This window comes from Pseudomonas extremaustralis, assembly GCF_900102035.1.
Lineage (GTDB): Bacteria > Pseudomonadota > Gammaproteobacteria > Pseudomonadales > Pseudomonadaceae > Aquipseudomonas > Aquipseudomonas extremaustralis.
The window spans coordinates 859,651-881,498 of sequence record NZ_LT629689.1; the positions used below are offsets into that span (position 1 = coordinate 859,651).

Genomic DNA, 21,848 nt, shown 5'->3' on the forward strand with positions numbered 1-21,848 from the left:
ATCTGAAGGCTGACGGAGAAACCCATGAGCGCGCCCGCAACAACCGCAACATCCTTCAAGTTGCCCTTGGGCCTGGTCGTCGCCGTGCTGGTGATGGCCGGCGTGCTGCTGTTGCCGCTGCCGGCCGACTTGCCGGTGGCCGGGCATCGCATGCTGGCGATCCTCGCGTTTGCGGTGGTGGTGTGGATCACCGAAGCGGTGTCCTATGAAGCCAGCGCGATCATGATCACCTCGCTCATGGCGTTCCTGCTCGGCACCGCGCCGTCGCTGCAAGACCCCACGCACCTGATCGGCTCCAGCCCGGCGATCAGCATGGCGTTGACCGGCTTCTCCAACCCGGCCCTGGCCCTGGTGGCGGGCGCGTTGTTCATCGCCGCCGCCATGACCCACACCGGCCTGGACCGGCGCATCGCCCTGGTCACCCTGACGCGGGTCGGCACCAGCACCCGCGGCATTCTGCTGGGGGCGATCGCGGTGACCATCCTGCTCAGCCTGGTGGTTCCCAGCGCGACGGCGCGCAGTGCTTGTGTGGTGCCGATCATGATGGGCGTGGTCGCCGCGTTTGGCGTCGACAAGCGCTCGAACATCGCCGCCGGCCTGATGATTGTCGTGGCCCAGGGCACCAGCATCTGGAACGTCGGCATCCAGACCGCCGCCGCGCAGAACCTTCTGACCGTAGGATTCATGGACAAGATGCTCGGCCAGCGCGTGTCGTGGATCGACTGGTTGATCGCCGGCGCGCCGTGGGCGCTGATCATGTCGGCGGTGCTGTTGTTCCTGGTAATCAAGCTGCTGCCGCCGGAAACCGACAGCATCCCCGGTGGCAAAGAAGCCGTGGCCCAATCCCTGGTGGACATCGGCCCGATGACCGGCCCGCAGAAACGCTTGCTGGCCGTGTCGTTGCTGTTGCTGCTGGCCTGGGCCACCGAAGGGCGCCTGCACAACTTCGACACCACCTCGACCACCTACGCCGGGCTGGTCGTCCTGCTGCTGCCGGGGATTGGCGTGATGACCTGGAAAGACGTGCAGTCGCGGATTCCGTGGGGCACGGTGATTGTGTTCGGCGTCGGCATCAGCCTGGGTACGGCCCTGCTCACCACCCAGGCCGGGCAATGGCTGGGCGCCCAGGTGGTGGCGCACACCGGGCTGGATCAAGTCGGGCCGCTGGGGGTGTTTGCGATCCTCGGCGCGTTTTTGATCGTGATCCACCTGGGCTTCGCCAGCGCCACGGCGTTGACCTCGGCATTGCTGCCGATCCTGATCGCGGTGTTGCAGACCTTGCCGGGCGAGTTCAACCGGTTGGGGGTGACGATGCTGTTGGGGTTTGTGGTCAGTTACGGGTTTATCCTGCCGATCAACGCGCCGCAGAACATGGTGTGCCTGGGGACCGGGACGTTTACGGCGCGGCAGTTTGCCAAGGTGGGGATCTTGGTGACGTTGATTGGCTATTTGTTGATGTTGGTGTTTGCCGCGACGTATTGGAGTTGGCTCGGCTGGATCTGACGGGCATGTGGTCTCCCAGACAAAGGGCGATCCCACAGGTGGCCAGGGATCAATTGTGACCTCGACATGGCAAGATGAACTCCACTCAGGTTTACTACTGCCTGAGTAACGGAGCCCCCGACCTTGCGTGTCGGTTCATCAAGGTCACTGAATGGACAAATACACCCCCCGCACCTGGCAGCCCCACGAGCGCCCGGCGCTGCCGGGTTCGCCGTCGACGCCGCTGCATCCCACCCACAAACGCTGGCTCTACGCCCTGGTCGGTGTGCTCGTCGCGATCACCGGCGGGCTGGGCAATTCGCTGGTGATCGCCAACCTGCAATACCTGCAAGGCGTCCTCGGCGCGACCACGGCGGAAATGGCCTGGCTGCCCGCCGCCTATGTGATGACCAACGTCTGCATGAACCTGCTGCTGGTCAAGTTCCGCCAACAGTTCGGCCTGCGGGCGTTTACCGAGGTGTTCCTGGTGCTGTATGCGCTGGTGACCTTCGGCCACTTGTTCGTCAACGACCTCAACTCGGCCATCGCCGTGCGGGCCGCCCATGGCATGGTCGGCGCGGCGCTCAGTTCCCTGGGTTTGTACTACATGATCCAGGCGTTCCCCGCCAAGTGGCGCTTGAAGGCGCTGGTGTTGGGCCTGGGCACCGCGCAGTTGGCCTTGCCGCTGGCGCGGCTGTTCTCCGAAGACCTGCTGCAAATCGCCGAATGGCGTGGCTTGTACCTGTTCGAATTGGGCTTGGCGCTGATCTGCCTGGGCTGCGTGTTCCTGCTCAAGCTGCCGCCGGGCGACCGTTTCAAGACCTTCGAAGCACTCGACTTCCTCACCTTCGCTATCCTCTCCAGCGGCGTGGCGCTGCTCTGCGCGGTGCTGTCGCTGGGGCGTATCGACTGGTGGCTGGAAGCGCCGTGGATCGGCGTGGCGTCGGCCTGTTCCCTGGTGCTGATCATGACCGGCCTGGCCATCGAGCATAACCGCGCCAACCCGATGCTGATGACCCGCTGGCTGGGCAGCGGCGCCATGATTCGCCTGGCGCTGGCGGTGATCCTGATTCGCATGGTGCTGTCGGAGCAGTCCACCGGTGCGGTGGGCTTCATGCAGATGCTGAACATGAGCTACGAGCAGATGCACACCCTGTATGTGGTGATGCTCGCGGGAGCGATTGCCGGGTTGGCGGTCAGCGCGTTGACGATCAACCCGGCGCACTTGCTGATGCCGTTGGTTATCTCCCTGGCGCTGATGGCCGTGGGCTCGGTGATGGACAGTTTCTCCAGCAACCTGACCCGCCCGCAGAACCTGTACATCAGCCAGTTCCTGCTGGGTTTTGGCGGCACCTTTTTCCTTGGGCCGACCATGGTGCTGGGCACCAAAAACGTGCTGACCAACCCGCGCAACCTGGTGAGTTTTTCGGTGATGTTCGGCATTTGCCAGAACCTCGGCGGCCTGATCGGCGCGGCGTTGCTCGGCACCTTCCAGGTGGTGCGCGAGAAGTTTCACTCGAGCATGATCGTCGAACACCTGACCCTGCTCGACCCACGTGTTGCCGCGCGGGTGCAGAGCGGCGGCTCGGCCTATGGCGGCATCGTCGCCGACCCCGAGTTGCGCAACCTCATAGGCATTCGCAGCCTCGCCACGGCGGCGACCCGCGAGGCGAATGTCATGGCCTATAACGATGTATTCATGCTGATCGCGATCATCGCGATACTGACCATGCTCTGGATCTTTACCCGCAGTCTGTGGCTGCTCAGCACCACCAAGCCGGCAGCCACTTCCGTTCAACCCAGCGGCACTTCTCAATGACCGAACCGACGACCACCTCGACCACCACCAACGCGATCGCCGCCACCCCGGAAGGCGCCTTGCCGCCGGGAGCGACGATCACCGAACCGCGCTCCCTGTGGGTGCGCATCCTTTCGTCCCTGGGCTTTGCCGCGATTGCCATCGTTGGCGTGTTGATCGTGCTGTATGCCTGGCAATTGCCGCCGTTCAGCAGCGCGGTGGAAACCACCGAGAACGCCCTGGTGCGCGGCCAGGTGACCATCATCGGCCCGCAGCTCAGCGGCTACGTGTTCGAGGTGCCGGTGCAGGACTTCCAGTACGTCAAGACCGGCGACCTGCTGGTGCGCCTGGATGATCGCATCTACAAGCAGCGTCTGGATCAGGCCCTGGCGCAACTGGCGGTGCAGAAGGCCGCGCTGGCCAATGTGCTGCAGCAACGCAACAGCGCCGAAGCGACGATCAAGCTGCGCCAGGCCGCCGTGGTGGACAGCCAGGCCCAGGCGCGTAAAAGCACCGCCGACCTGCGCCGCAACGAAGAACTGATCAGCGACGGTTCGGTGTCCCGGCGCGAGCTGGACGTGACCCGTGCCGCCAATGCCCAGACCCTAGCCGCCGTGGTCCAGGCCCAGGCGAGTCTGGACATCGCGCGCCAGGACTTGCAAACGGTGATCGTCAATCGCGGCTCCCTGGAAGCAGCGGTGGCCAGTGCCGAGGCCGCGGTGGAACTGGCGCGCATCGACCTGTCCAACACCCGCATCACCGCGCCGCGCGACGGCCAGTTGGGGCAGATCGGCGTGCGCCTGGGCGCCTACGTCAACTCCGGCGCGCAGTTGATGGCGCTGGTGCCGAAGCAACTGTGGGTGATCGCCAATATGAAAGAAACCCAGATGGACAATGTGCAAGTGGGGCAACCGGTGACGTTCACCGTGGACGCGCTCAACCACCGCAGGTTTCGCGGCACGGTCGAGCATATTTCCCCGGCGACCGGCTCGGAGTTCAGCCTGTTGCAGGCCGACAACGCCACCGGCAACTTCGTCAAGATCGCCCAGCGCGTGCCGGTGCGGATCACGGTGGACCCGGATCAGGTCGACAGCGAACGCTTGCGGCCGGGGTTGTCGGTGGTCGTCAGCATCGACACCGCCGGACGCCTGAAAAACTCGCCCCCCTGAGCCGGCCCCTGTAGGAGCGAGCTTGCTCGCGAAAAACCTCAGGGCAACGCGGGGCATCAGGCACGCCGCGTTATCGTTGACGATCTTCGCGAGCAAGCTCGCTCCTACAGAGGGGTGTATTTCAGGGTGAAGTCGAGGTGGGTGGACTGGTGTGGTTCCAGCAGTTTCAGGCCCGGCCTGCCCGGCAGGTGGTGGGCGTTTACGGGGTGGCTCACCGGCTCGATGCAAAAGAACCCCAGCCCCGGCGGGCAGTACAACAGGAAGTAATCGGCACCGCTGGCCTGGCATTCCAGGGCATAACCCAGCTCCGGCTGTTCGATCCGGCAATGCCCGTCCCATGGGCAGAAGCCGTTGTCCACCAGGCCCGTCGGTAGTGCCTTGAGCTGGCGAAAATCCCAGTCCTGCGGCACTGATGCCAACCCAGTCGGCAACTTGGCCCCATCGCTCAACCACACCTGCGAAGCCTTGGCCTGCAATCGCGTGCCCGCGCGGCGCGGGAAGTACGGGTGCAACCCCAGGCCATGCCACGCCGGGTATTCGCCCAGATGCGTTACGCGCAAGCCGATACTCAACGCACCGTCCCGCAACCGAAAGCGCTGCTCGGCGCGATAGGCGAACGGCGTGGCGCATTCCAGTGCAAGCAGCACTTCATCCGCCGACTGACTGACCACGTGCCACGCCTGTTGCCAGGCTGAGCCGTGAATCGGCAGCGGGTCGGTGAGGCTGTTGGGCGCGAGGGCCAGCCAGCCGGTGGGGGTGTCGAAGCCGCCTTGGGCAATCCGGTTGGACCAGGGCGCCAGTGGGTAGCACCCCAGCTTGCCGGGCAAACCGCTCTCGATCGCCTGCGCATCGCTGTGCCGCAGCAACGGTTGCCCGCTGGCGCGCACCGTCCAGTTGACGATACTGCCGCCCACGGCCGGGGCGAGGGTGAGGTGGGTCAGGTTATCTTCGAGTTCAATCAGCATCACAGCACCACGCCTGGCAGCCACAACGACAAGGCCGGAATGTAAGTCACCGCCATCAGTATCAGGAACAGCACCCCATAGAACGGCAGCAACGCCTTCACGGTTTTCTCGATGCTCACCTTGCCCACCGCTGCGCCCACGAACAGCACCGCGCCCACCGGCGGAGTGATCAAGCCGATGCCGAGGTTGACCAGCATGATCATGCCGAAGTGCACCGGGTCGACGCCGATACCCAGCACCACCGGCAGCAGGATCGGTGTGAGGATCAGAATCAGCGGCGCCATGTCCATCACCGTGCCGAGCAACAGCAGCATGGCGTTGATGCACATCAGGATCACGTAGCGATTGTCCGACAGGGTCAGGAACAGCGTGGTGATCTTCGCCGGGATCTGCATCAGCGTCATGATGTAGCCGAAGCTGGCGGCGAAGGCGATCAGGATCATCACGATGGAAATCGTGCGCACGGTGCGGTGCATCAGCTTGGGCAGCTCGCTCCATTTGTAGTCGCGGTAGATGAACATGGTGACGAAGAACGCCCACAGCACGGCAATCGCGGCGGATTCGGTGGCGGTGAAAATGCCCGAGAGGATGCCGCCGAGGATGATCACCATGGCCATCAGGCCCCACAGCGCGTCGGCGCAGATTTTCAGCGCTTGCTTGAGGGGGATGACTTCGCCCTTGGGGTAGTCGCGCTTCTTCGCGAAGATCAGGCACAGCACCATCAGGCACGCGCTCATCAGCAGGCCCGGGACCACGCCGGCCATGAACAGCGAGGCGATGGACACCGTGCCGCCAGCCGCCAGGGAATAGAGCACCGAGTTGTGGCTGGGCGGGGTCAGCAGGGCCTGCACCGAGCCGCTGATGGTCACCGCCGTGGCGAACTCGCGCGGGTAGCCGCGGCGTTCCATTTCCGGAATCAGCACCGAGCCCACCGACGCCGTGTCGGCCACCGACGAACCGGAGATCGCGCCGAAAAACGTCGAGGCCATGATGTTCACCAGCGACAAGCCGCCGCGCACAAAGCCCACCAGCACCCCGGCAAACGCCACCAGCCGCCGCGACATGCCGCCCTCGGCCATGATCGCGCCGGCCAGCACAAAGAACGGAATCGCCATCAGCGAAAACTTGTTCACCCCGCCGGCCACCTGAATCATCAGGGCCTGGAACGGAATGTCGATCCACCACGCGCCAATCAACGCCGACATCCCCAGGGCATAGGCCACCGGCATGCCGATCAGGATCAAGGCGATAAAGCTGCCCAACAAAATCAATGCGTCCATATCAGGCAGCCCCTTCGCTTTCTTCAACCAAATCGAAGCGCACCACGCGCCGGTGGCTCTGATCGCCCAGCAGGAGTTTTTCCATCACGAACACCAGGGTCAACAGCCCGCCTATGGGGATCGGCATATAGGTGATGCCCACGCGCAGGGAAGGAATGGCGCTCATGAACTGGTTCCAGGTGGACAGGCACAACTTGGTGCCCCAGATCGTCATGAACAGGCAGATGGTGCCCATCAGCAGTTGCGAAAGGATGCCGACGAGCTGGCGTTGGCGCGGCGGCAAGCGATCGGTGACCACGGCCACCGACATGTGCGCGCCGGCGCGATAACTGGCGGCGGCGCCGATAAAGGTGAACACCAGCATCAGCAGGATGGCGGTGGGCTCCGGCCAGCTTGCGCCGGTGCCGAGGATATAGCGGGCGAAGATGCCCCAGGGAATGATCAGCGCGACCCCGAGGACCGACAGCCCGGCGACCCAGATGCAGGTCATGTACAGGCGGTCGTTGATGCGCAGCAGTAGATTCTTCATGGCGTTCACCGTAACCGGGCGCGTCGATACGGACCGCGCCGGGCCTTGCTAGGAGAGGAGGGCGTTACTGAACGGCGTCGATGCGCGCGATGATGTCGGCGTAAGGCGCGCCGTACTTGGCGCGAACCGCTGCGGTGGCGTCATAGAAGGGTTTTTTATCGACAGTGATGAACTCCACGCCCGCGGCCTTGAGCTTGGTTTCGCTGCTGGCGGACTTGGCGTCCCACAATACGCGTTCATCGGCCTGGGCGGCTTTGGCGGCGTTTTTCACCATGACCTGTTGCGCGGGGGGGAGCTTGTTCCAGGTGATTTTCGACATCACGATGGGCTCGGGCAGGATCAGGTGTTCGGTGAGGGTGTAGTACTTGGCGTTCTGGAAGTGATTGTGTTCGAGCAAAGTCGGCGGGTTGTTTTCGGCGCCGTCGATGACCCCGGTCTGCAAGGCGCTGAAGATCTCGCCGGTATCCATGGCGATGCCGTTGGCGCCCATGGCGTTGAAGGCGTCGATGAACAGCGGGTTGCCCTGCACACGGATCTTCATGCCCTTGAGGTCGGCGAGGCTGCGCACCGGCTTCTTGGTGTAGAGGTTGCGCGTGCCGCCGTCCATCCACGCCAGGGCCACCAGGCCGAACTCGGAGTCGGTGATCTTGGCGAGGATCTCGTCGCCGATCTCACCGTCGATGACCTTGCGCATGTGCGCCTGGTCGCGGAACACGAACGGCAGGTTGAACACGTTCACGTCCGGCACCACGGGCCCGACGATGCCGAGGCTGACGCGGGTCATCTGTACCGCGCCGACCTGGGCCTGTTCGACCACTTCTTTCTCCGAGCCCAGCACACCGCCGGGGAAGTATTTGAAGGTCAGTTCGCCGTTGCTCGCTTTGGTCAGGGCCTTGCCCATGTTTTCTTCGGCGACGACGGTGGGGTAGCCGGCGGGGTGAACGTCGGCGAATTTGATTTCCAGCGCGTGGGCGGCGCTGCTGAGGGTGGCGACGAGGGGGAATGCAGCAACGGCGAGCAAGGTGCGTTTGAAGTCCATGGGGTGTGTCTCCTGTCTTGTTATTTTTGTATTCAAGGCACAGCGATGCAGCTAGAGGATGAAGCGGGGTTCGGGCAGTCCTTGGACGCCGGGGTCGAGGGCGAACACGCCGCCGGACAGTGATTGTTCGCTCTGATCGTCACGGATCGAGGTGACGAACAGGGTGTCCAGGCGACTGCCGCCAAAGGCGCACATGGTGGGTTTTTTCACCGGCACGCTCAGGGAGCGGTCCAGGCGACCTTCGGGGGTGAAGCGGTGCACCAGGCCAGCGTCATTGGCGCAGATCCAGTAGCAGCCGTCGACATCCACCGCCGCGCCATCGGGGCGACCGGGATATTGGTGCATGTCGACGAACACCCGGCGATTGGACGGCGTGCCGGTGTCGGTGTCGTAGTCGAAGGCCCAGATCTGTTGCACCAGCGGGTGCGAATCCGAGACGTACATCGTGCGACCGTCAGGGCTGAAGGCCAGGCCGTTGAGGGTAATGAAGCCGTCCAGCAGGGCCTGGGGCGCGTGGCCCGATGCATAGCGATAAAGCATGCCTGCGGCGGCGTTCGCGCCCATGTCCAGCACCATACTGCCCGCCCAGAAACGGCCCTGGCGATCGCAGCGTCCGTCGTTCAGGCGCATGTCCGGGCGCGGGTGCTCGACCCTGGCCAGGGGCGTGGCGTCGAGGCTGCCATCGTTGTGGGGGGTGAGTTGGAAAAAGCCGGTTTCCAGGCCGGCGACCCAGTTGCCCGCTGTGGTGCGGGCCATGCAGGCGAGCATCTGCGGGGCTTTCCAGGCGGCGATATGCCCGGTGGCGGCGTTCCAGCGTTGCAGGCCGCCGTTGGGGATATCCACCCAGTACAGGGCGTTTTCCTCCGCCACCCACACCGGGCATTCGCCCACGGCGTTGCGCGCATCGACAATCAAGTGTGCAGTCATGGCCACTCATTCCCTTGGGTTGGTCTGGCGTCAGTCACCGAACGGCCCCGCGACGCAGAACGCGCCACCCTGATAGACCTTGGCCGGATCGTCGGCGGCCACCGGCGGCTGGGCCTCGACCTGGGCGCGGAACACTTCGGAGCTGTCCTTGGGGACAAAGCCCAGATGCGCGGCGTAGCGGTTGTCCCACCAGGTATCGAGGTTGGCCGACATGCCGTAGACCACGGTGTGACCGACGTTCGGCGTGTACAGCGCGCGTTCGAGCAGTTGGGTGAGGTCGTCGAAGCTCAGCCAGGTGTGCATCATGCGGCGGTTCTGCGGTTCGGGGAACGATGAGCCGATGCGGATGCTCACGGTCTCGATGCCGTAGCGATCGAAGTAGAAATTGGCCATGTCTTCGCCGTAGGACTTGGACAGGCCGTAGTAGCTGTCCGGACGGCGCGGGGAGTGGGCGTCGAGTTGTTCGCCCTGCTTGTAGAAGCCGATGACGTGGTTGGAACTGGCGAAGATCACGCGCTTCACCCCGTGGCGGCGTGCGGCCTCATAGATATGGAAGGTGCCGCTGATATTGGCGTCGAGCACTTCTTCGAACGAGCGTTCCACCGACACACCGCCGAAATGCAGGATGGCATCGACGCCTTCCACCAGGTGGTGCACGGCTTGCTTGTCGGCCAGGTCGCAGGGGTGCACTTCTTCATGGGCGGCGGCGGGGGCCATGGCGGCGATATCCGACAGGCGCAGCACCTGGGCATAAGGGCGCAGGCGTTCGCGCAGGACTTTGCCCAGGCCGCCGGCGGCACCGGTGAGGAGGAGGCGGTTGAATGGAACAGGCGGGGTCGTGGTAGTGGTCATGAGGGTTCCATTGTTGTTGTAAGTTGTCGTATGACTGTGCCGAAGTATCGTTAGGGTGTCCCTGGATTGTCAACGCCTCGTCGACTCCGATTGATCGCTGGCACCCCGCAAAAAAACACATCCCCTGTAGGCGCGAGCTTGCTCGCGAAAAACCCAAGAACGCCACGGGCTATCAGCCTCTGCGCGTTATGGTTGACGACCTTCGCGAGCAAGCTCGCGCCTACAAGGGTGGGGCGTTGTTTGGGGGCCTACAGCAGTGAAATCGGATAGCTGATGAAGATGCGGTTTTCGTCGAATTCGTTATTGCTGAAATCCCGACGCAGGGTCGAGTTGCGCCATTTCACGTTGAGGTTCTTCAGCGCACCGCTCTGCACCGTGTAGGCCAGTTCCGATTCGCGGCCCCATTCCTTGCCATCGGTGATCGTACCGGTGTGCACATTACTGCCGCTGATATAGCGGTTCATCATCGTCAAGCCGGGAACCCCGAGCACCACGAAGTTGAAGTCATGACGCAGCTGCCAGGATTTTTCCCTGGCGTTGTCGTAGCTGGAGTTATAGCTGTCGTTGGCCAGGGTGCCGCCACTGGTGCCGTTGACCCGCATCCACACGCTGTCGCCGCTGAGTTTCTGTAGGCCCACGTAGAAGGTGTGGCCCTGGTATTTGGCCGAGAGCAGGGCGAACGCGGTTTTGTTGTCCAGGTCGCCGGCCAGGGCGCTGCCGTCTTCCTTGCCGTTGAAGAAACCGACGTTGGCGCCCAGGGTCCAGTCGCCCAGCGGCTGGCTGTGGGTCAGGTTGACGTACTGTTGCTGGTAGATATCGGTCAATTCGGCGTACCACAGGCCGACCTGGGTGCGTTTGTCGTTGAAGGTATATTCACCGCCGCCGAAGTTGAAGCGGTCCGAGGTGAACGCGGCTTTGCCGTTCATGAACATGTCTTCCATGCTCGCGTCGTTGCGCGGGCTGTTACCGCGAAACTGCCCGCCGTAGAGGGTCAGGCCGTCGATTTCGTTGGAGGTGACCTGGCCGCCGCGAAAGGTCTGGGGCAGGGAGCGGCCATCGTCGGAGCGCAGGATCGGCAGCACTGGCATCCATTCGCCCACCTTCAATTCGGTCTTTGACAGCTTGGTCTTCAATGCCACGCCCAGGCGGCCGAAGTTGTCGGCCGGGCGGCCGTCGTTGTGGATCGGCAACAGTTGGGTGCCACCGGTGCCTTTGCCGCCGTCGAGCTTTTGCGAGTACAGGCCCAGCACATCGATGCCGAAGCCCAGCGTGCCTTGGGTGTAGCCGGACTTGGCGTCGAGGATGAAGCTCTGCGTCCACTCTTCGGCCTTGCCCTGGGCATTGGTCGGGTTGGTGAAATTGCGATTGAAGTAGGCATTGCGCAGGTTGAGCGTGGCCTTGGCGTCGTCGACAAACCCTTCGGCCTGGGTGACCAGCGGCAGGGTGAACGCCAGGCTGCCAAGGCTGATAAGGCCCAGGCGTGTGGAGGCATTGCGGGCGGATTGACTCACAGTGAAGCTCCCATTTTTGTTGTTTTTATTATTTGTTATACGTTGTCGTACAACATTGAAGCGAATATTTGCGGGGTTTTTCCAGCTTGTCAATCGGAAGTTATACGATGACTGCGCGATGGGGATCTACAGCTGGAGCAGTCAATGTGGGAGGGTCGCGGATTCAGCCGGCCAGCCCCATGGGAGGCAAGGTGCCAAGGAGCGAAACGGCGGCTACTGCTGAAACACCTAGTAACCATTCCAGCATCACGCTGGCTTTCAAGCTGCCCGGTCGCTGTTCGCAACGGTCCAGGCGCAGGCGGTTCAGCAGCGCCAGGGCCAGCATGCCCAGCACCAGCATCACCTTGATCAACAGAATCAAGGCAAACCCATTGAACAAGGGCGTGGGCCACCACTGCCCGGTCAGCACGCGTACGTTGATCATCCCGGTCAGCAGCAAGCCGGCGACCAGGCCATAGCCCACGCCGCTGAATCGCCGGAGGATCGTTTCCAATGGGGGGCGATCCGGCTGACGCAGGATCAGCACCAGCAGCAACAAGCCGCCCAGCCATGCGCCCACGCACAGCAGGTGCATCACCTGGTTGAGGATCAGCAATTGTCCGCGCAGCCCAGCGAGCATGGCGCCATGGCCGACCGGCGCCAGGGTCGCCAGCAACACGGTGATCAATGGCAGGCGCGGGGCCTTCCAGCCTGTCATCAGGACAACCACCAGCAGCCCATTCAACAGCAGGTGCCAGGTCCACACCTGGCCGAAGAAGGTCTTGTCGAGCACCAGCTGCACGGTCGAAAGGTCCCACGCAGCGGACCATGAGCCGGCCATGCTGGCGGTGATCAACACTAACCAGGCCACGCCGGAGCCGAGCCCTGCCCAGGCCAGCGCGCGGGTGATGCGCAGCAACCGCCGGTCCAGCGCTGGTTGCGGTGCAGCGCCGAGCAGCCAGGGCCTGAACACACAGGCCCCGAACATCAGCAGCACGACGATGAAATGCACGAAGCGGCACAGCACCAGCAGGGTTGCCATGGGTTATTGACCCGTCGCCAGGGGTTTATTGATCGACATGCTGCAATAGCCATCCACGATTGGGGGCGGGCAGTGTACGAAGTTTCTTCTGTGCCTGTCGCCCCGATCTAGAGCGGTGGTAGTCTTTGGCCCATGTCTTTGTCAGGGAGCCCTTATGGGCAATCACAAGAGCGGAATTCGTCGAGTCAACGTCGAAAAGATCCTGCTGGCGGCGGAGAAAATCTTCGCCGAGAAGGGCTATGGCAGCACCGCCATGGCCGACATCGCCGAAGAAGTGCAACTGCCGCGCTCCAACCTGCATTACTACTTCACCACCAAGAGCGAGCTGTACAGCGCGGTGCTGTTCGACCTGCTGGAAGTGTGGAAGCAGGATGCCCTGAGCTTCGAGACCTTCGATGATCCTCGGGTGGTGCTCAGCAGTTACATCCGCGCCAAGATGCAGCGCTCACGCACGCGGCCCTATGGCTCGAAAGTCTGGGCCAACGAAATCATCCACGGCGCGCCGACGCTCGGTGAGGCGCTGGATGAAAGCCTGTACGACTGGGCCAAGATGAAGGAAGCGAAAATTCGCCAGTGGGTGGAGGACAAACGCATCCTGCCGGTGGAGCCGTCGAGCCTGCTGTACATGATCTGGGCCTCGACCCAGCACTACGCCGACTTCGATCATCAGGTGAAGATCCTGAACGATCACCAGCCGCTGTCGGACATGCAGTTCGAGAAGGCGATTCAGACGGTGACCGGGGTGATTTTGCGCGGGATCGGGTTGGAGCCTTGAAGGCTGTGGTGAGGTTGAGGGCGCTATCGGGAGCAAGCCCCCGATAGTGCCCTAAAGACCTACACCGCTTCCCGATACGGATTACGCGGATCTTGCGTCCAGTTCAAAAACGGCTTGCCAGTGTCCACCGTCACCATCTCGATGCAATCGGCCACCGGGCAGGTGATCTGGCACAGATTGCAGCCCACGCACTCATCATCGATCACCTCGTATTTATGCGTGCCATCCGCCTGTTTCAAACTGGCAATCGCCTGGTGCGAGGTGTCCTCACAGGCAATATGGCAACGCCCGCAACCAATACAGGCTTCTTGATCGATCTTGGCGATGACTTGGTAGTTGATGTCCAGGTACTTCCAGTCGGTGGTATTGCCCACTGCGCGACCGGAAAAATCCTGCAAGCTCGCGTAACCCTGGCTGTCCATCCATCGCGACAGTCCGTCCTTCATCTCTTCGACGATGCGAAACCCGTGCAGCATCGCCGCCGTGCACACCTGCACCGCACCGCAGCCGAGGGCGATGAATTCCGCCGCGTCGCGCCAGTTGCCGATGCCGCCGATGCCGCAGATCGGCAGGCCGTGGGTCTGCGGGTCGCGGGCGATTTCGGCGACCATGTTCAGCGCAATCGGCTTGACCGCCGAACCGCAATAACCGCCGTGGGTGCTTTGGGTGCCGACGGTCGGCAGGGCGACCATGCGCTCTAGGTCCACACTGGTAATGGAATTGATGGTGTTGATCAGCGACACCGCATCCGCGCCGCCGCGATACGCCGCCCGTGCCGCCACGCGAATGTCGGTGATATTCGGCGTGAGCTTGACGATCACCGGCAGCGAACAGTACGTCTTGCACCAGCGCGTCACCTGTTCCACATACTCCGGCATCTGGCCCACCGCCGCGCCCATGCCGCGTTCGGGCATGCCGTGGGGGCAGCCGAAGTTCAGCTCGATACCGTCGCAGCCGGTGGCTTCCACCAGGGGCAGGATGTTTTTCCAGGACTCTTCGACGCACGGCACCATCAGCGACACGATCAGCGCACGGTCGGGCCAGTCTTTTTTGACCTGGGTGATTTCCCGCAGGTTGATTTCCAGGGAGCGGTCGGTGATCAGCTCGATGTTGTTGATGCCCAGCACTTCACGGTTGGCGCCGTAGTGCGCCGAGTAGCGCGACGACACGTTGACCGCCGCCGGGTCTTCACCCAGGGTTTTCCACACCACGCCGCCCCAGCCGGCTTCGAAGGCGCGGACCACGTTGTAGGCCTTGTCGGTGGGCGGCGCGGAGGCCAGCCAGAACGGGTTGGGGGCTTTGATACCGGCGAAGACAATCGAGAGATCGGCCATTACGCAGCCTCCACGTTGAGCATGAGTTGGGCGTGCATGGCTTCAGCGGCCAGCTTGCCGTGTTGTACCGCCTGCACGGTGAGGTCCTGGCCGAGACTGACGCAATCGCCGCCGGCATACACGCCGGGGATGCTGGTGCGCAGCTGTTCGTCGACGAAAATCCGCTCGCCCACGCGTTGCAGTTGCTGGGCCAGCGGATCGTGCAGCGCGGCGTTGTCGAAGCCCTGGCCGATGGCTTTGAAGATCGCGTCGGCGGCCAGTTCGAAGGTTTCGCCGGTGGGGTGCAGACGGCCGTTGTGCATGTGCGTGCGCAGGAAACGCATGCCGCGCACATGGCCCTGGTCGTCGAGCAAGACTTCTTCGGGTTGGGCCCAGGTCAGCAGGCGTACCTGATTGGCCTTGGCGATGTCCTGTTCATGGCCGGTGGCGCCCATGTCGGCCAGCCCCCGGCGGTAGACGAGGTTCACATCGCGGGCGCCGAGGCGGGCCATTTGCACGGCCATGTCGATGGCGGTATTGCCGGCGCCGAGCACGATGCAGCGGTCGGCCAGGGGCAGTTGGCTAAGGTCGTCGGTCTGGCGCAGTTCGCGGATATAGTCGGTGGCGGCGAGCAGGCCGGGGGCGTCCTCGTGGGGCAGGCCCAGTTGTTTGCTGGCGGCCAGGCCGAGGCCGAGGAACACCGCATCGAAGTGTTGATGCAGTTCGCTCAGGCTGAGGTTGTCGCCCAGGCGCTGGCCGTGACGGATCTCGATGCCGCCGATCTGCAGGAGAAATTCCAGCTCCTTTTGCGCGAAATCATCCACCAGCTTGTACTTGGCGATCCCGTATTCGTTCAGGCCGCCGGCTTTTTCCCTGGCTTCGAAGATCACCACGTCGTGGCCGTGCAGGGCGGCGCGATGGGCACAGGCCAGGCCAGCCGGGCCGGCGCCGACCACCGCGATGCGTTTGCCGGTGGCAGCGGCGCGCTGGAACGGATGCTCGCTGAAGTGCGCGTTGTCGATGGCGTAGCGTTGCAACAGGCCGATCAGCACCGGGGCGCATTCGTCGGCGTTGTTACGCACACAGGCCTGCTGGCACAGGATCTCGGTGGGGCAGACGCGGGCGCAACTGCCGCCGAGGATATTGGCCGAGAGAATTTTTTGCGCGGCGCCTTGCACGTTGTCGGTGTGGATATTGCGGATGAACGACGGGATGTCGATTTCGCTGGGGCACGCATTCACACACGGCGCGTCGTAGCAATACAGGCAGCGCGAGGCTTCCAGTTGGGCCTGGCGGGCGTTGAGGGGCGGCGCCAGGTCGGTGAAATGGCTGGCGAGGGTCGCCCCATCTGCGTGGGGATGGGGGAGGTGGGTCAGGGTCTGGATCACGGTGTTAGCCTCACGATGTTTTTTCGGATTGCCTCTGGCGGGCATTTTTTGTTGCCTGTGCTGGCCTTATCGGGGGCAAGCCCCCTCCCACACTTGAATGGTGTGAACCCGATCAAAGGTGTGAGGGGGCTTGCTCCCGATAAGCGATGTCAGCGGTTGACGGCAACGGGCTTGGAACGCTCGGCGCGCTTGCTCAACTGCTCGAACACCGACGGATACGCCGGCCGTTCCACATAGCGCCCGGCCCCGCGTTCGGCGCGCAGGTCGCCGTCGGCCCAGACCAGCTTGCCCTGGCTGATGGTATGGCTCGGCACGCCGCGCACGGTCTTGCCCTCGAAGATGTTGAAGTCGACGTTCTGGTGGTGGGTCTTGGCGGAAATCGTGCGCGTGCCTTGCGGGTCCCACAGCACCAGGTCGGCATCGGCGCCGACGCGGATCGCGCCTTTGCGTGGGTAGAGGTTGAAAATCTTCGCGGTGTTGGTGGAGGTCAGCGCGACGAAGGCCTGCATCGACAGTCGGCCGGTATTCACCCCTTCGTCCCACAGCAGCGCCATGCGGTCTTCGATGCCGGCGGTGCCGTTGGGGATCTTGCTGAAGTCGTCACGGCCGGCGGCTTTCTGCTCGGCGCAGAAGCAGCAATGGTCGGTGGCGGTGGTGTGCAGGTTGCCGGACTGCAGGCCATGCCACAGTGCCTCCTGATGTCCGCGCGGGCGGAACGGCGGGCTCATCACATAGCCGGCGGCGGTCTGCCAGTCGGGGTGGCGGTAGACGCTGTCGTCCAGCAGCAGGTGGCCGGCGAGGACCTCGCCGTATACCGCCTGGCCCTTGCCACGGGCGTAGGTGATTTCATCCAGCGCCTCTTTGGTCGAGACGTGTACCAGGTACAGCGGCGTGCCGATGGTCTCGGCAATACGGATCGCGCGGCTGGCTGCTTCGCCCTCCACTTGGGAGGGCCGCGACAGCGGATGGGCTTCCGGCCCGGTGATGCCCTGGGCCATCAGCTTGCGTTGCAGGTGATGCACCAGCTCGCCGTTTTCCGCGTGCACGGTGGGCACCGCGCCCAGTTCCAGGCAGCGCTCGAAGCTGGCGACCAGGGTGTCGTCGGCCGCCATGATCGCGTTCTTGTAGGCCATGAAGTGCTTGAAGCTGTTGATGCCGTGGTGGCTGACCAGTTCGGCCATTTCCTCGCGCACCTGCTCGCTCCACCAGGTGATCGCCACATGAAAACCGTAGTCGGCCGCCGACTTTTGCGCCCAGCCGCGCCACTGGTGAAACGCTTCGAGCAAGGACTGCTGCGGATTGGGAATCACAAAGTCGATGATCGACGTGGTGCCACCGGCCAGCCCGGCCGCCGTGCCGCTGAAAAAGTCTTCACTGGCCACGGTGCCCATGAAGGGCAATTGCATATGGGTATGCGGGTCGATGCCGCCGGGCATCAGGTACTGGCCGCTGCCGTCGAGTATCTCGGTGCCGGCGGGAATATCCAGGTCCGTGCCAATGGCGCGAATCAGACCGCCGGCGCATAAAACATCGGCGCGGTAAGTTTCATCATGGGTTATTACAGTGGCGCCACGGATCAACAGTGACATGTCGAGTTCCTCACAGGGCTTGACCGGCTTGTGCTGGTTCTAAGTGTTTTAATTCCGTTCACTGAAGGTTTAAAAAAACCTGTCATCGGTGACAGGAATAGAAACTAGCCCGAGTCTTTAGATAGGGCAAGAATATTTTTTATAAGCTTATATCATTCTTAATTTATTGATTTATAAGGATAAAAAATCAAAATCACCAAAATGTGGCGAGTGCTCACCATTTTGACGCACTTGACAGGTTCGCAAATTGAGCAACATTTCTTATTGCAAATCAGACGCTTGAGACATGCCTCTTGACGTCGGCAGTGAATAAAAATAATTGTGTTGCACCAGATTGAGTCCTGACGGTTCGGACAACTTCCAGGTTATGTCGGCGGTGTCACGCGGCAAGTATCCAAGGTTCAATCGGAAAACTGATTAACATCAGCAAGTTATATAAGCGGTGCAGGTTCGGAGGCGGTTGTCGGCACGGTTATTGAGTGCAGTGGCGGCTGGCCGGACCCGTGATGTCATGTTGTTTACGAGGTACTCCGGCCACCTGCCTCGACCTGGCAGGTGAGCAACAACAATTCAAAAAAAACCGTGGAGCGGCCATGCAACAGAACAGATCGCAAGTCATTGAACGCAACGGGCTGTACGAACTCGACGCCGGCCCCGACGTCCTCGACAGCCCTCGCTACAACCACGACATGGCACCGACCAAGGTGCATGAACGCACCTGGAACAAGTGGCACATCACCGCGCTGTGGGTCGGCATGTCGATCTGCGTGCCCACCTACACGCTGGGCGGGGTGCTGACCGCGTACTTCGGGTTGTCGGTGGGCGAGGCGCTGATGGCGATCCTGCTGGCCAATATCGTGGTGCTGATCCCGCTGACCCTCAACGCCTTCCCCGGTACCAAGTACGGCATTCCGTTCCCGGTGTTGTTGCGCTCGTCGTTCGGCATCCTCGGTTCCAACGTGCCGTGCCTGATCCGTGCGCTGGTGGCCTGCGGCTGGTTCGGTATCCAGACGATGTTCGGCGGATTGGCGATCCACCTGTTTCTCGGCTCGATTTTCGAGGGCTGGAAATCCCTGGGCGGCACCGGTGAAGTGATCGGCTTCATGATCTTCTGGACCCTCAACCTGTGGGTGGTGCTGCGCGGCGCCGAGTCGATCAAGCGCCTGGAAACCCTGTCGGCACCGTTGCTGGTGGCGGTGGGCATTGGCCTGCTGGTGTGGGCGATGCCGAGCGTGTCCCTCAGCGAGTTGATGGCGATCCCGCCCAAACGCCCCGAAGGCGCGAGCCTGACCGGTTACTTCATGGCCGGCCTGACGGCGATGGTGGGCTTCTGGGCCACTCTGTCACTGAACATTCCCGACTTCAGCCGCTACGCCAACAGCCAGAAGGACCAGATCCTCGGGCAGATCTTCGGCCTGCCCCTGACCATGTTCCTGTTCGCCGCCCTCGGCGTGATCATGACCGCCGCGTCGGTGAAACTGGTGGGCGTCAGCGTGTCCGACCCGGTGACGCTGATCGGGCATATCCAGAGTCCGGTGTGGGTCGCGGTGGCCATGGCGTTGATCATCGTCGCCACCTTGTCCACCAACACGGCGGCAAACATCGTCTCGCCCACCAACGACTTCCAGAACATCGCCCCCAAGCTGATCAACCGCACCACGGCGGTGATTCTCACCGGGTTGGTGGGGCTGGCACTGATGGCCCACGAACTGCTGAAAAAACTTGGGCTGATCGTCTCCGATGTCAGCCTGGAGACCGTGTATTCCAACTGGTTGCTGGGTTATTCGAGCCTGCTCGGGCCCATCGCCGGGATCATGGTAGTGGACTACTTCATCACCCGCCGGCAGCAACTGGACCTGGCCGGCCTGTATCGCGACGACGTGTACCCGGCGTGGAACTGGAGCGGTTTCGTCGCGTTTGGCGTGCCGGTGGTGCTGACCTTGCTGGCGCTGGGCAGCGATGCGTTCAGCTGGTTCTACAGCTACGGCTGGTTTACCGGTTCGGCGTTGGGCGGCGTGTTGTATTACGGCCTCAATGCCAAGCGCAGACCCCAGGCACTGGCACTGAAAACCCCCTCATAACCGCGTTGCTCTCGCCGGCAATGCCCAAGACGTACCTAAGAAACAGCCTGAGGAGAACCCCATGAACGCTGTCCTCGACGTTCTGCAATCGACCCATCCGCACGTCAACCGCGACCGCCTGTGGCAGTCGCTGATGGAGCTGGCCACACTCGGTGCCACCGCCAAGGGTGGCGTGTGCCGCCTGGCCCTTACCGACCTCGACCGCAAGGCCCGCGACCTGTTCGTGCAGTGGTGCGAAGAGGCCGGCTGCACCGTGACCATCGACGGCATCGGCAACATCTTCGCCCGCCGTCCGGGACGCAATCCCAACCTGCCGCCGGTGATGACCGGCAGCCATATCGACACCCAGCCCACCGGCGGCAAGTTCGACGGCTGCTTCGGCGTGCTGGCGGGGGTGGAAGTGCTGCGTACCCTCAATGACCTCAAGGTGGAAACCGAGGCGCCGCTGGAAGTGGTGGTGTGGACCAACGAGGAAGGTTCGCGCTTCCCACCGTGCATGATGGGCTCGGGAGTATTTGCCAGGAAATTCACCCTGGCCGAAACCCTGGCCAAGGTCGATGCAGATGGTGTCTCGGTGGGCGATGCATTGAATGCGATCGGTTATGCCGGTACGCGTGCGGAGAGTGGGCACAAGGTCGGCGCCTATTTCGAGGCGCATATCGAACAAGGGCCGATTCTTGAGGACGAGAAGAAAACCATCGGCGTGGTGCTCGGCGCCCTCGGGCAAAAGTGGTTCGACCTGAAACTGCGTGGCGTCGAAGCCCACGCCGGGCCGACGCCCATGCATTTGCGCAAGGATGCCCTGGTGGGCGCGGCGGCGGTGGTGGCGGCGGTGAATGCGGCTGCGTTGGGGCATCAACCCCATGCCTGCGGCACCGTTGGTTGCCTGCAGGCTTATCCCGGCTCACGCAACGTGATTCCCGGTGAAGTGCGCATGACCCTGGACTTCCGTCACCTGGAACCGGCGCGCTTGGATTCGATGATTGCCCAGGTGCGCCAGGTGATCGACGAGACCTGCGCCAAGCATGGATTGAGTTATGAAATGGAACCCACCGCCGACTTCCCGCCGCTGTACTTCGACAAAGGCTGCGTGGACGCCGTCCGCGACGCCGCGAACGGCTTGGGCTTGTCGAACATGGACATCGTCAGCGGGGCCGGGCACGACGCGATCTTCCTCGCCGAACTCGGCCCGGCGGGGATGATCTTCGTCCCGTGTGAAGGCGGCATCAGCCACAACGAAATCGAGAACGCCGCACCGGATGATTTGGCAGCGGGGTGTGCGGTGCTGTTGCGGGCGATGCTAGCCGCATCGGCCGCCATCGCCAGCGGCCAACTCGCCGCCTGAGTCCCTGACCCAAAACCAATGTGTGGGGGCTCGCTCCCGATAGCCGTCTTTCAGTCGATGCATACATGACTGATCCACCGCCATCGGGAGTGAGCCCCCTCCCACAGTTGAACGGTGTCTATATCCAAATCGCATCCCACAACGGGTAATCGCCGATCCGGCTAACCAACCCCGCACGCAATGGATTAGCCACCACATACCTGGCCATTTTCACCAGGTCCTCCTCCTTGCGCAGCGCCCGGTCATGAAAACTGGTTTGCCAAAGCCGGCCTTTGCGTCCGCTCGCGCCGTTGACGGTCCGTGTACTTTTGGACTTCACCTGGCACATCAGGTCAGCCAGCGAGCCTTTTTGCAGTTCTAGCATTCAGTGAAAGTGGTCCGGCATGATCACCCACGCCAGGGAGTTCGCCAGCCCTTGGTACTGGGCTGCCCGCAACTGCCGGACAACCAGGCGACCGAGGTGGAAGTCGCTGAATATCGGTACGCGTTCGTGGGTGTTGGTGGTGATGAGATAGATGCGATTCGGCTCGCTGAATCGACCGATACGCAGGCGATGTGAAGCGGGTAAATCAGGCATTCCCTGGCCTCTCTCTGGGGGTGTCTTGAGAGGCTAGATGGGGATGCCACAGGTTGAGAGGCGGGCTTTTGGCAGGATGTGTCTGGACGGACGCTATCGGGAGCAAGCCCCCTCCCACATTGGATCTGTGGCATTCATACAACCCATGTCAGCCCCCAAACCCGTGAGGGAGGGGGCTTGCTCCCGATAGCGATCTTTCAGCCAATA

17 protein-coding genes and 2 pseudogenes are annotated in these 21,848 nt (G+C 62.7%); 6 read left to right on the forward strand and 13 right to left on the reverse strand.

The features are described from left to right. The first annotated feature begins 24 nt into the window (after positions 1 to 24). The 3 genes from BLR63_RS04330 to BLR63_RS04340 all read left to right on the forward strand — a co-directional run bounded on the left by BLR63_RS04330 (position 25) and on the right by BLR63_RS04340 (position 4,449). Positions 25 to 1,503: a DASS family sodium-coupled anion symporter gene (locus tag BLR63_RS04330; RefSeq protein WP_010564870.1), complete on the forward strand. Its 1,479-nt coding sequence runs from the start codon at positions 25 to 27 to the stop codon at positions 1,501 to 1,503. 151 nt (positions 1,504 to 1,654) lie between these two features. Continuing rightward, positions 1,655 to 3,301, forward strand: a complete 1,647-nt coding sequence (locus tag BLR63_RS04335; protein WP_010564871.1) for an MFS transporter — start codon at positions 1,655 to 1,657, stop codon at positions 3,299 to 3,301. Then, on the forward strand, positions 3,298 to 4,449 hold the full coding sequence (locus tag BLR63_RS04340) for an HlyD family secretion protein (RefSeq protein ID WP_010564872.1): 1,152 nt from the start codon (positions 3,298 to 3,300) through the stop codon (positions 4,447 to 4,449). The genes BLR63_RS04335 and BLR63_RS04340 overlap by 4 nt, the downstream gene beginning before the upstream one ends. Before the next feature lie 9 nt (positions 4,450 to 4,458). Here the strand turns inward: BLR63_RS04340 and BLR63_RS31740 are convergent. The 9 genes and pseudogenes from BLR63_RS31740 to copD form a co-directional block, all read right to left on the reverse strand. Further along, positions 4,459 to 4,545 (reverse strand): annotated as a pseudogene (locus BLR63_RS31740) (outer membrane lipoprotein carrier protein LolA); the annotation flags it as partial. Between the two features lie 8 nt (positions 4,546 to 4,553). Then, entirely contained in the window at positions 4,554 to 5,414 is an 861-nt protein-coding gene (locus BLR63_RS04345) for an aldose 1-epimerase (protein WP_010564873.1), read from the reverse strand. Continuing rightward, on the reverse strand, positions 5,414 to 6,694 hold the full coding sequence (locus tag BLR63_RS04350) for a TRAP transporter large permease (RefSeq protein ID WP_010564874.1): 1,281 nt from the start codon (positions 6,692 to 6,694) through the stop codon (positions 5,414 to 5,416). Before BLR63_RS04350 ends, BLR63_RS04345 begins: the two co-directional genes overlap by 1 nt. A 1-nt stretch (position 6,695) precedes the next feature. Next, positions 6,696 to 7,223 (reverse strand): TRAP transporter small permease, encoded by a 528-nt coding sequence (locus BLR63_RS04355; protein WP_010564875.1) that lies wholly within the window; start codon positions 7,221 to 7,223, stop codon positions 6,696 to 6,698. A 64-nt stretch (positions 7,224 to 7,287) separates the two neighbouring features. After that, on the reverse strand, positions 7,288 to 8,262 hold the full coding sequence (locus BLR63_RS04360) for a TRAP transporter substrate-binding protein (protein ID WP_010564876.1): 975 nt from the start codon (positions 8,260 to 8,262) through the stop codon (positions 7,288 to 7,290). 51 nt (positions 8,263 to 8,313) lie between these two features. Next, complete coding sequence (locus BLR63_RS04365; protein ID WP_083365929.1) at positions 8,314 to 9,189, reverse strand: SMP-30/gluconolactonase/LRE family protein; 876 nt, start codon at positions 9,187 to 9,189, stop codon at positions 8,314 to 8,316. Positions 9,190 to 9,219: 30 nt separating this feature from the next. Continuing rightward, positions 9,220 to 10,041, reverse strand: coding sequence for an NAD-dependent epimerase/dehydratase family protein (locus BLR63_RS04370; protein WP_010564878.1), 822 nt, complete (start codon positions 10,039 to 10,041; stop codon positions 9,220 to 9,222). Between the two features lie 248 nt (positions 10,042 to 10,289). After that, a complete protein-coding gene (locus tag BLR63_RS04375; RefSeq protein WP_010564879.1) occupies positions 10,290 to 11,552 on the reverse strand; it encodes an OprD family porin in 1,263 nt (420 codons plus the stop codon). 163 nt (positions 11,553 to 11,715) lie between these two features. Continuing rightward, on the reverse strand, positions 11,716 to 12,573 hold the full coding sequence (gene copD / locus BLR63_RS04380) for a copper homeostasis membrane protein CopD (protein WP_010564880.1): 858 nt from the start codon (positions 12,571 to 12,573) through the stop codon (positions 11,716 to 11,718). A gap of 154 nt (positions 12,574 to 12,727) precedes the next feature. Between copD and BLR63_RS04385 the strand changes: the two genes are divergently transcribed. Further along, positions 12,728 to 13,348, forward strand: a complete 621-nt coding sequence (locus tag BLR63_RS04385; protein ID WP_010564881.1) for a TetR/AcrR family transcriptional regulator — start codon at positions 12,728 to 12,730, stop codon at positions 13,346 to 13,348. Between the two features lie 59 nt (positions 13,349 to 13,407). Here BLR63_RS04385 and preA read toward each other — a convergent pair whose 3' ends face one another. From preA to hydA, 3 genes are all read right to left on the reverse strand, one after another. Further along, complete coding sequence (gene preA, locus BLR63_RS04390; RefSeq protein ID WP_010564882.1) at positions 13,408 to 14,682, reverse strand: NAD-dependent dihydropyrimidine dehydrogenase subunit PreA; 1,275 nt, start codon at positions 14,680 to 14,682, stop codon at positions 13,408 to 13,410. Then, on the reverse strand, positions 14,682 to 16,049 hold the full coding sequence (locus BLR63_RS04395; protein WP_010564883.1) for an NAD(P)-dependent oxidoreductase: 1,368 nt from the start codon (positions 16,047 to 16,049) through the stop codon (positions 14,682 to 14,684). The genes preA and BLR63_RS04395 overlap by 1 nt, the downstream gene beginning before the upstream one ends. Before the next feature lie 149 nt (positions 16,050 to 16,198). Further along, positions 16,199 to 17,638 (reverse strand): dihydropyrimidinase, encoded by a 1,440-nt coding sequence (hydA, locus tag BLR63_RS04400; RefSeq protein ID WP_010564884.1) that lies wholly within the window; start codon positions 17,636 to 17,638, stop codon positions 16,199 to 16,201. A 593-nt stretch (positions 17,639 to 18,231) separates the two neighbouring features. On the opposite strand from hydA, the gene BLR63_RS04405 reads away from it, so the two are divergent. Together BLR63_RS04405 and BLR63_RS04410 are read left to right on the forward strand one after the other, a co-directional pair. Further along, on the forward strand, positions 18,232 to 19,719 hold the full coding sequence (locus BLR63_RS04405) for an NCS1 family nucleobase:cation symporter-1 (protein WP_010564885.1): 1,488 nt from the start codon (positions 18,232 to 18,234) through the stop codon (positions 19,717 to 19,719). Positions 19,720 to 19,780: 61 nt separating this feature from the next. Beyond that, positions 19,781 to 21,064 (forward strand): Zn-dependent hydrolase, encoded by a 1,284-nt coding sequence (locus BLR63_RS04410; protein WP_010564886.1) that lies wholly within the window; start codon positions 19,781 to 19,783, stop codon positions 21,062 to 21,064. 118 nt (positions 21,065 to 21,182) lie between these two features. Here BLR63_RS04410 and BLR63_RS04415 read toward each other — a convergent pair. Then, positions 21,183 to 21,641: pseudogene (locus tag BLR63_RS04415) on the reverse strand (REP-associated tyrosine transposase). Positions 21,642 to 21,848: the final 207 nt, after the last annotated feature.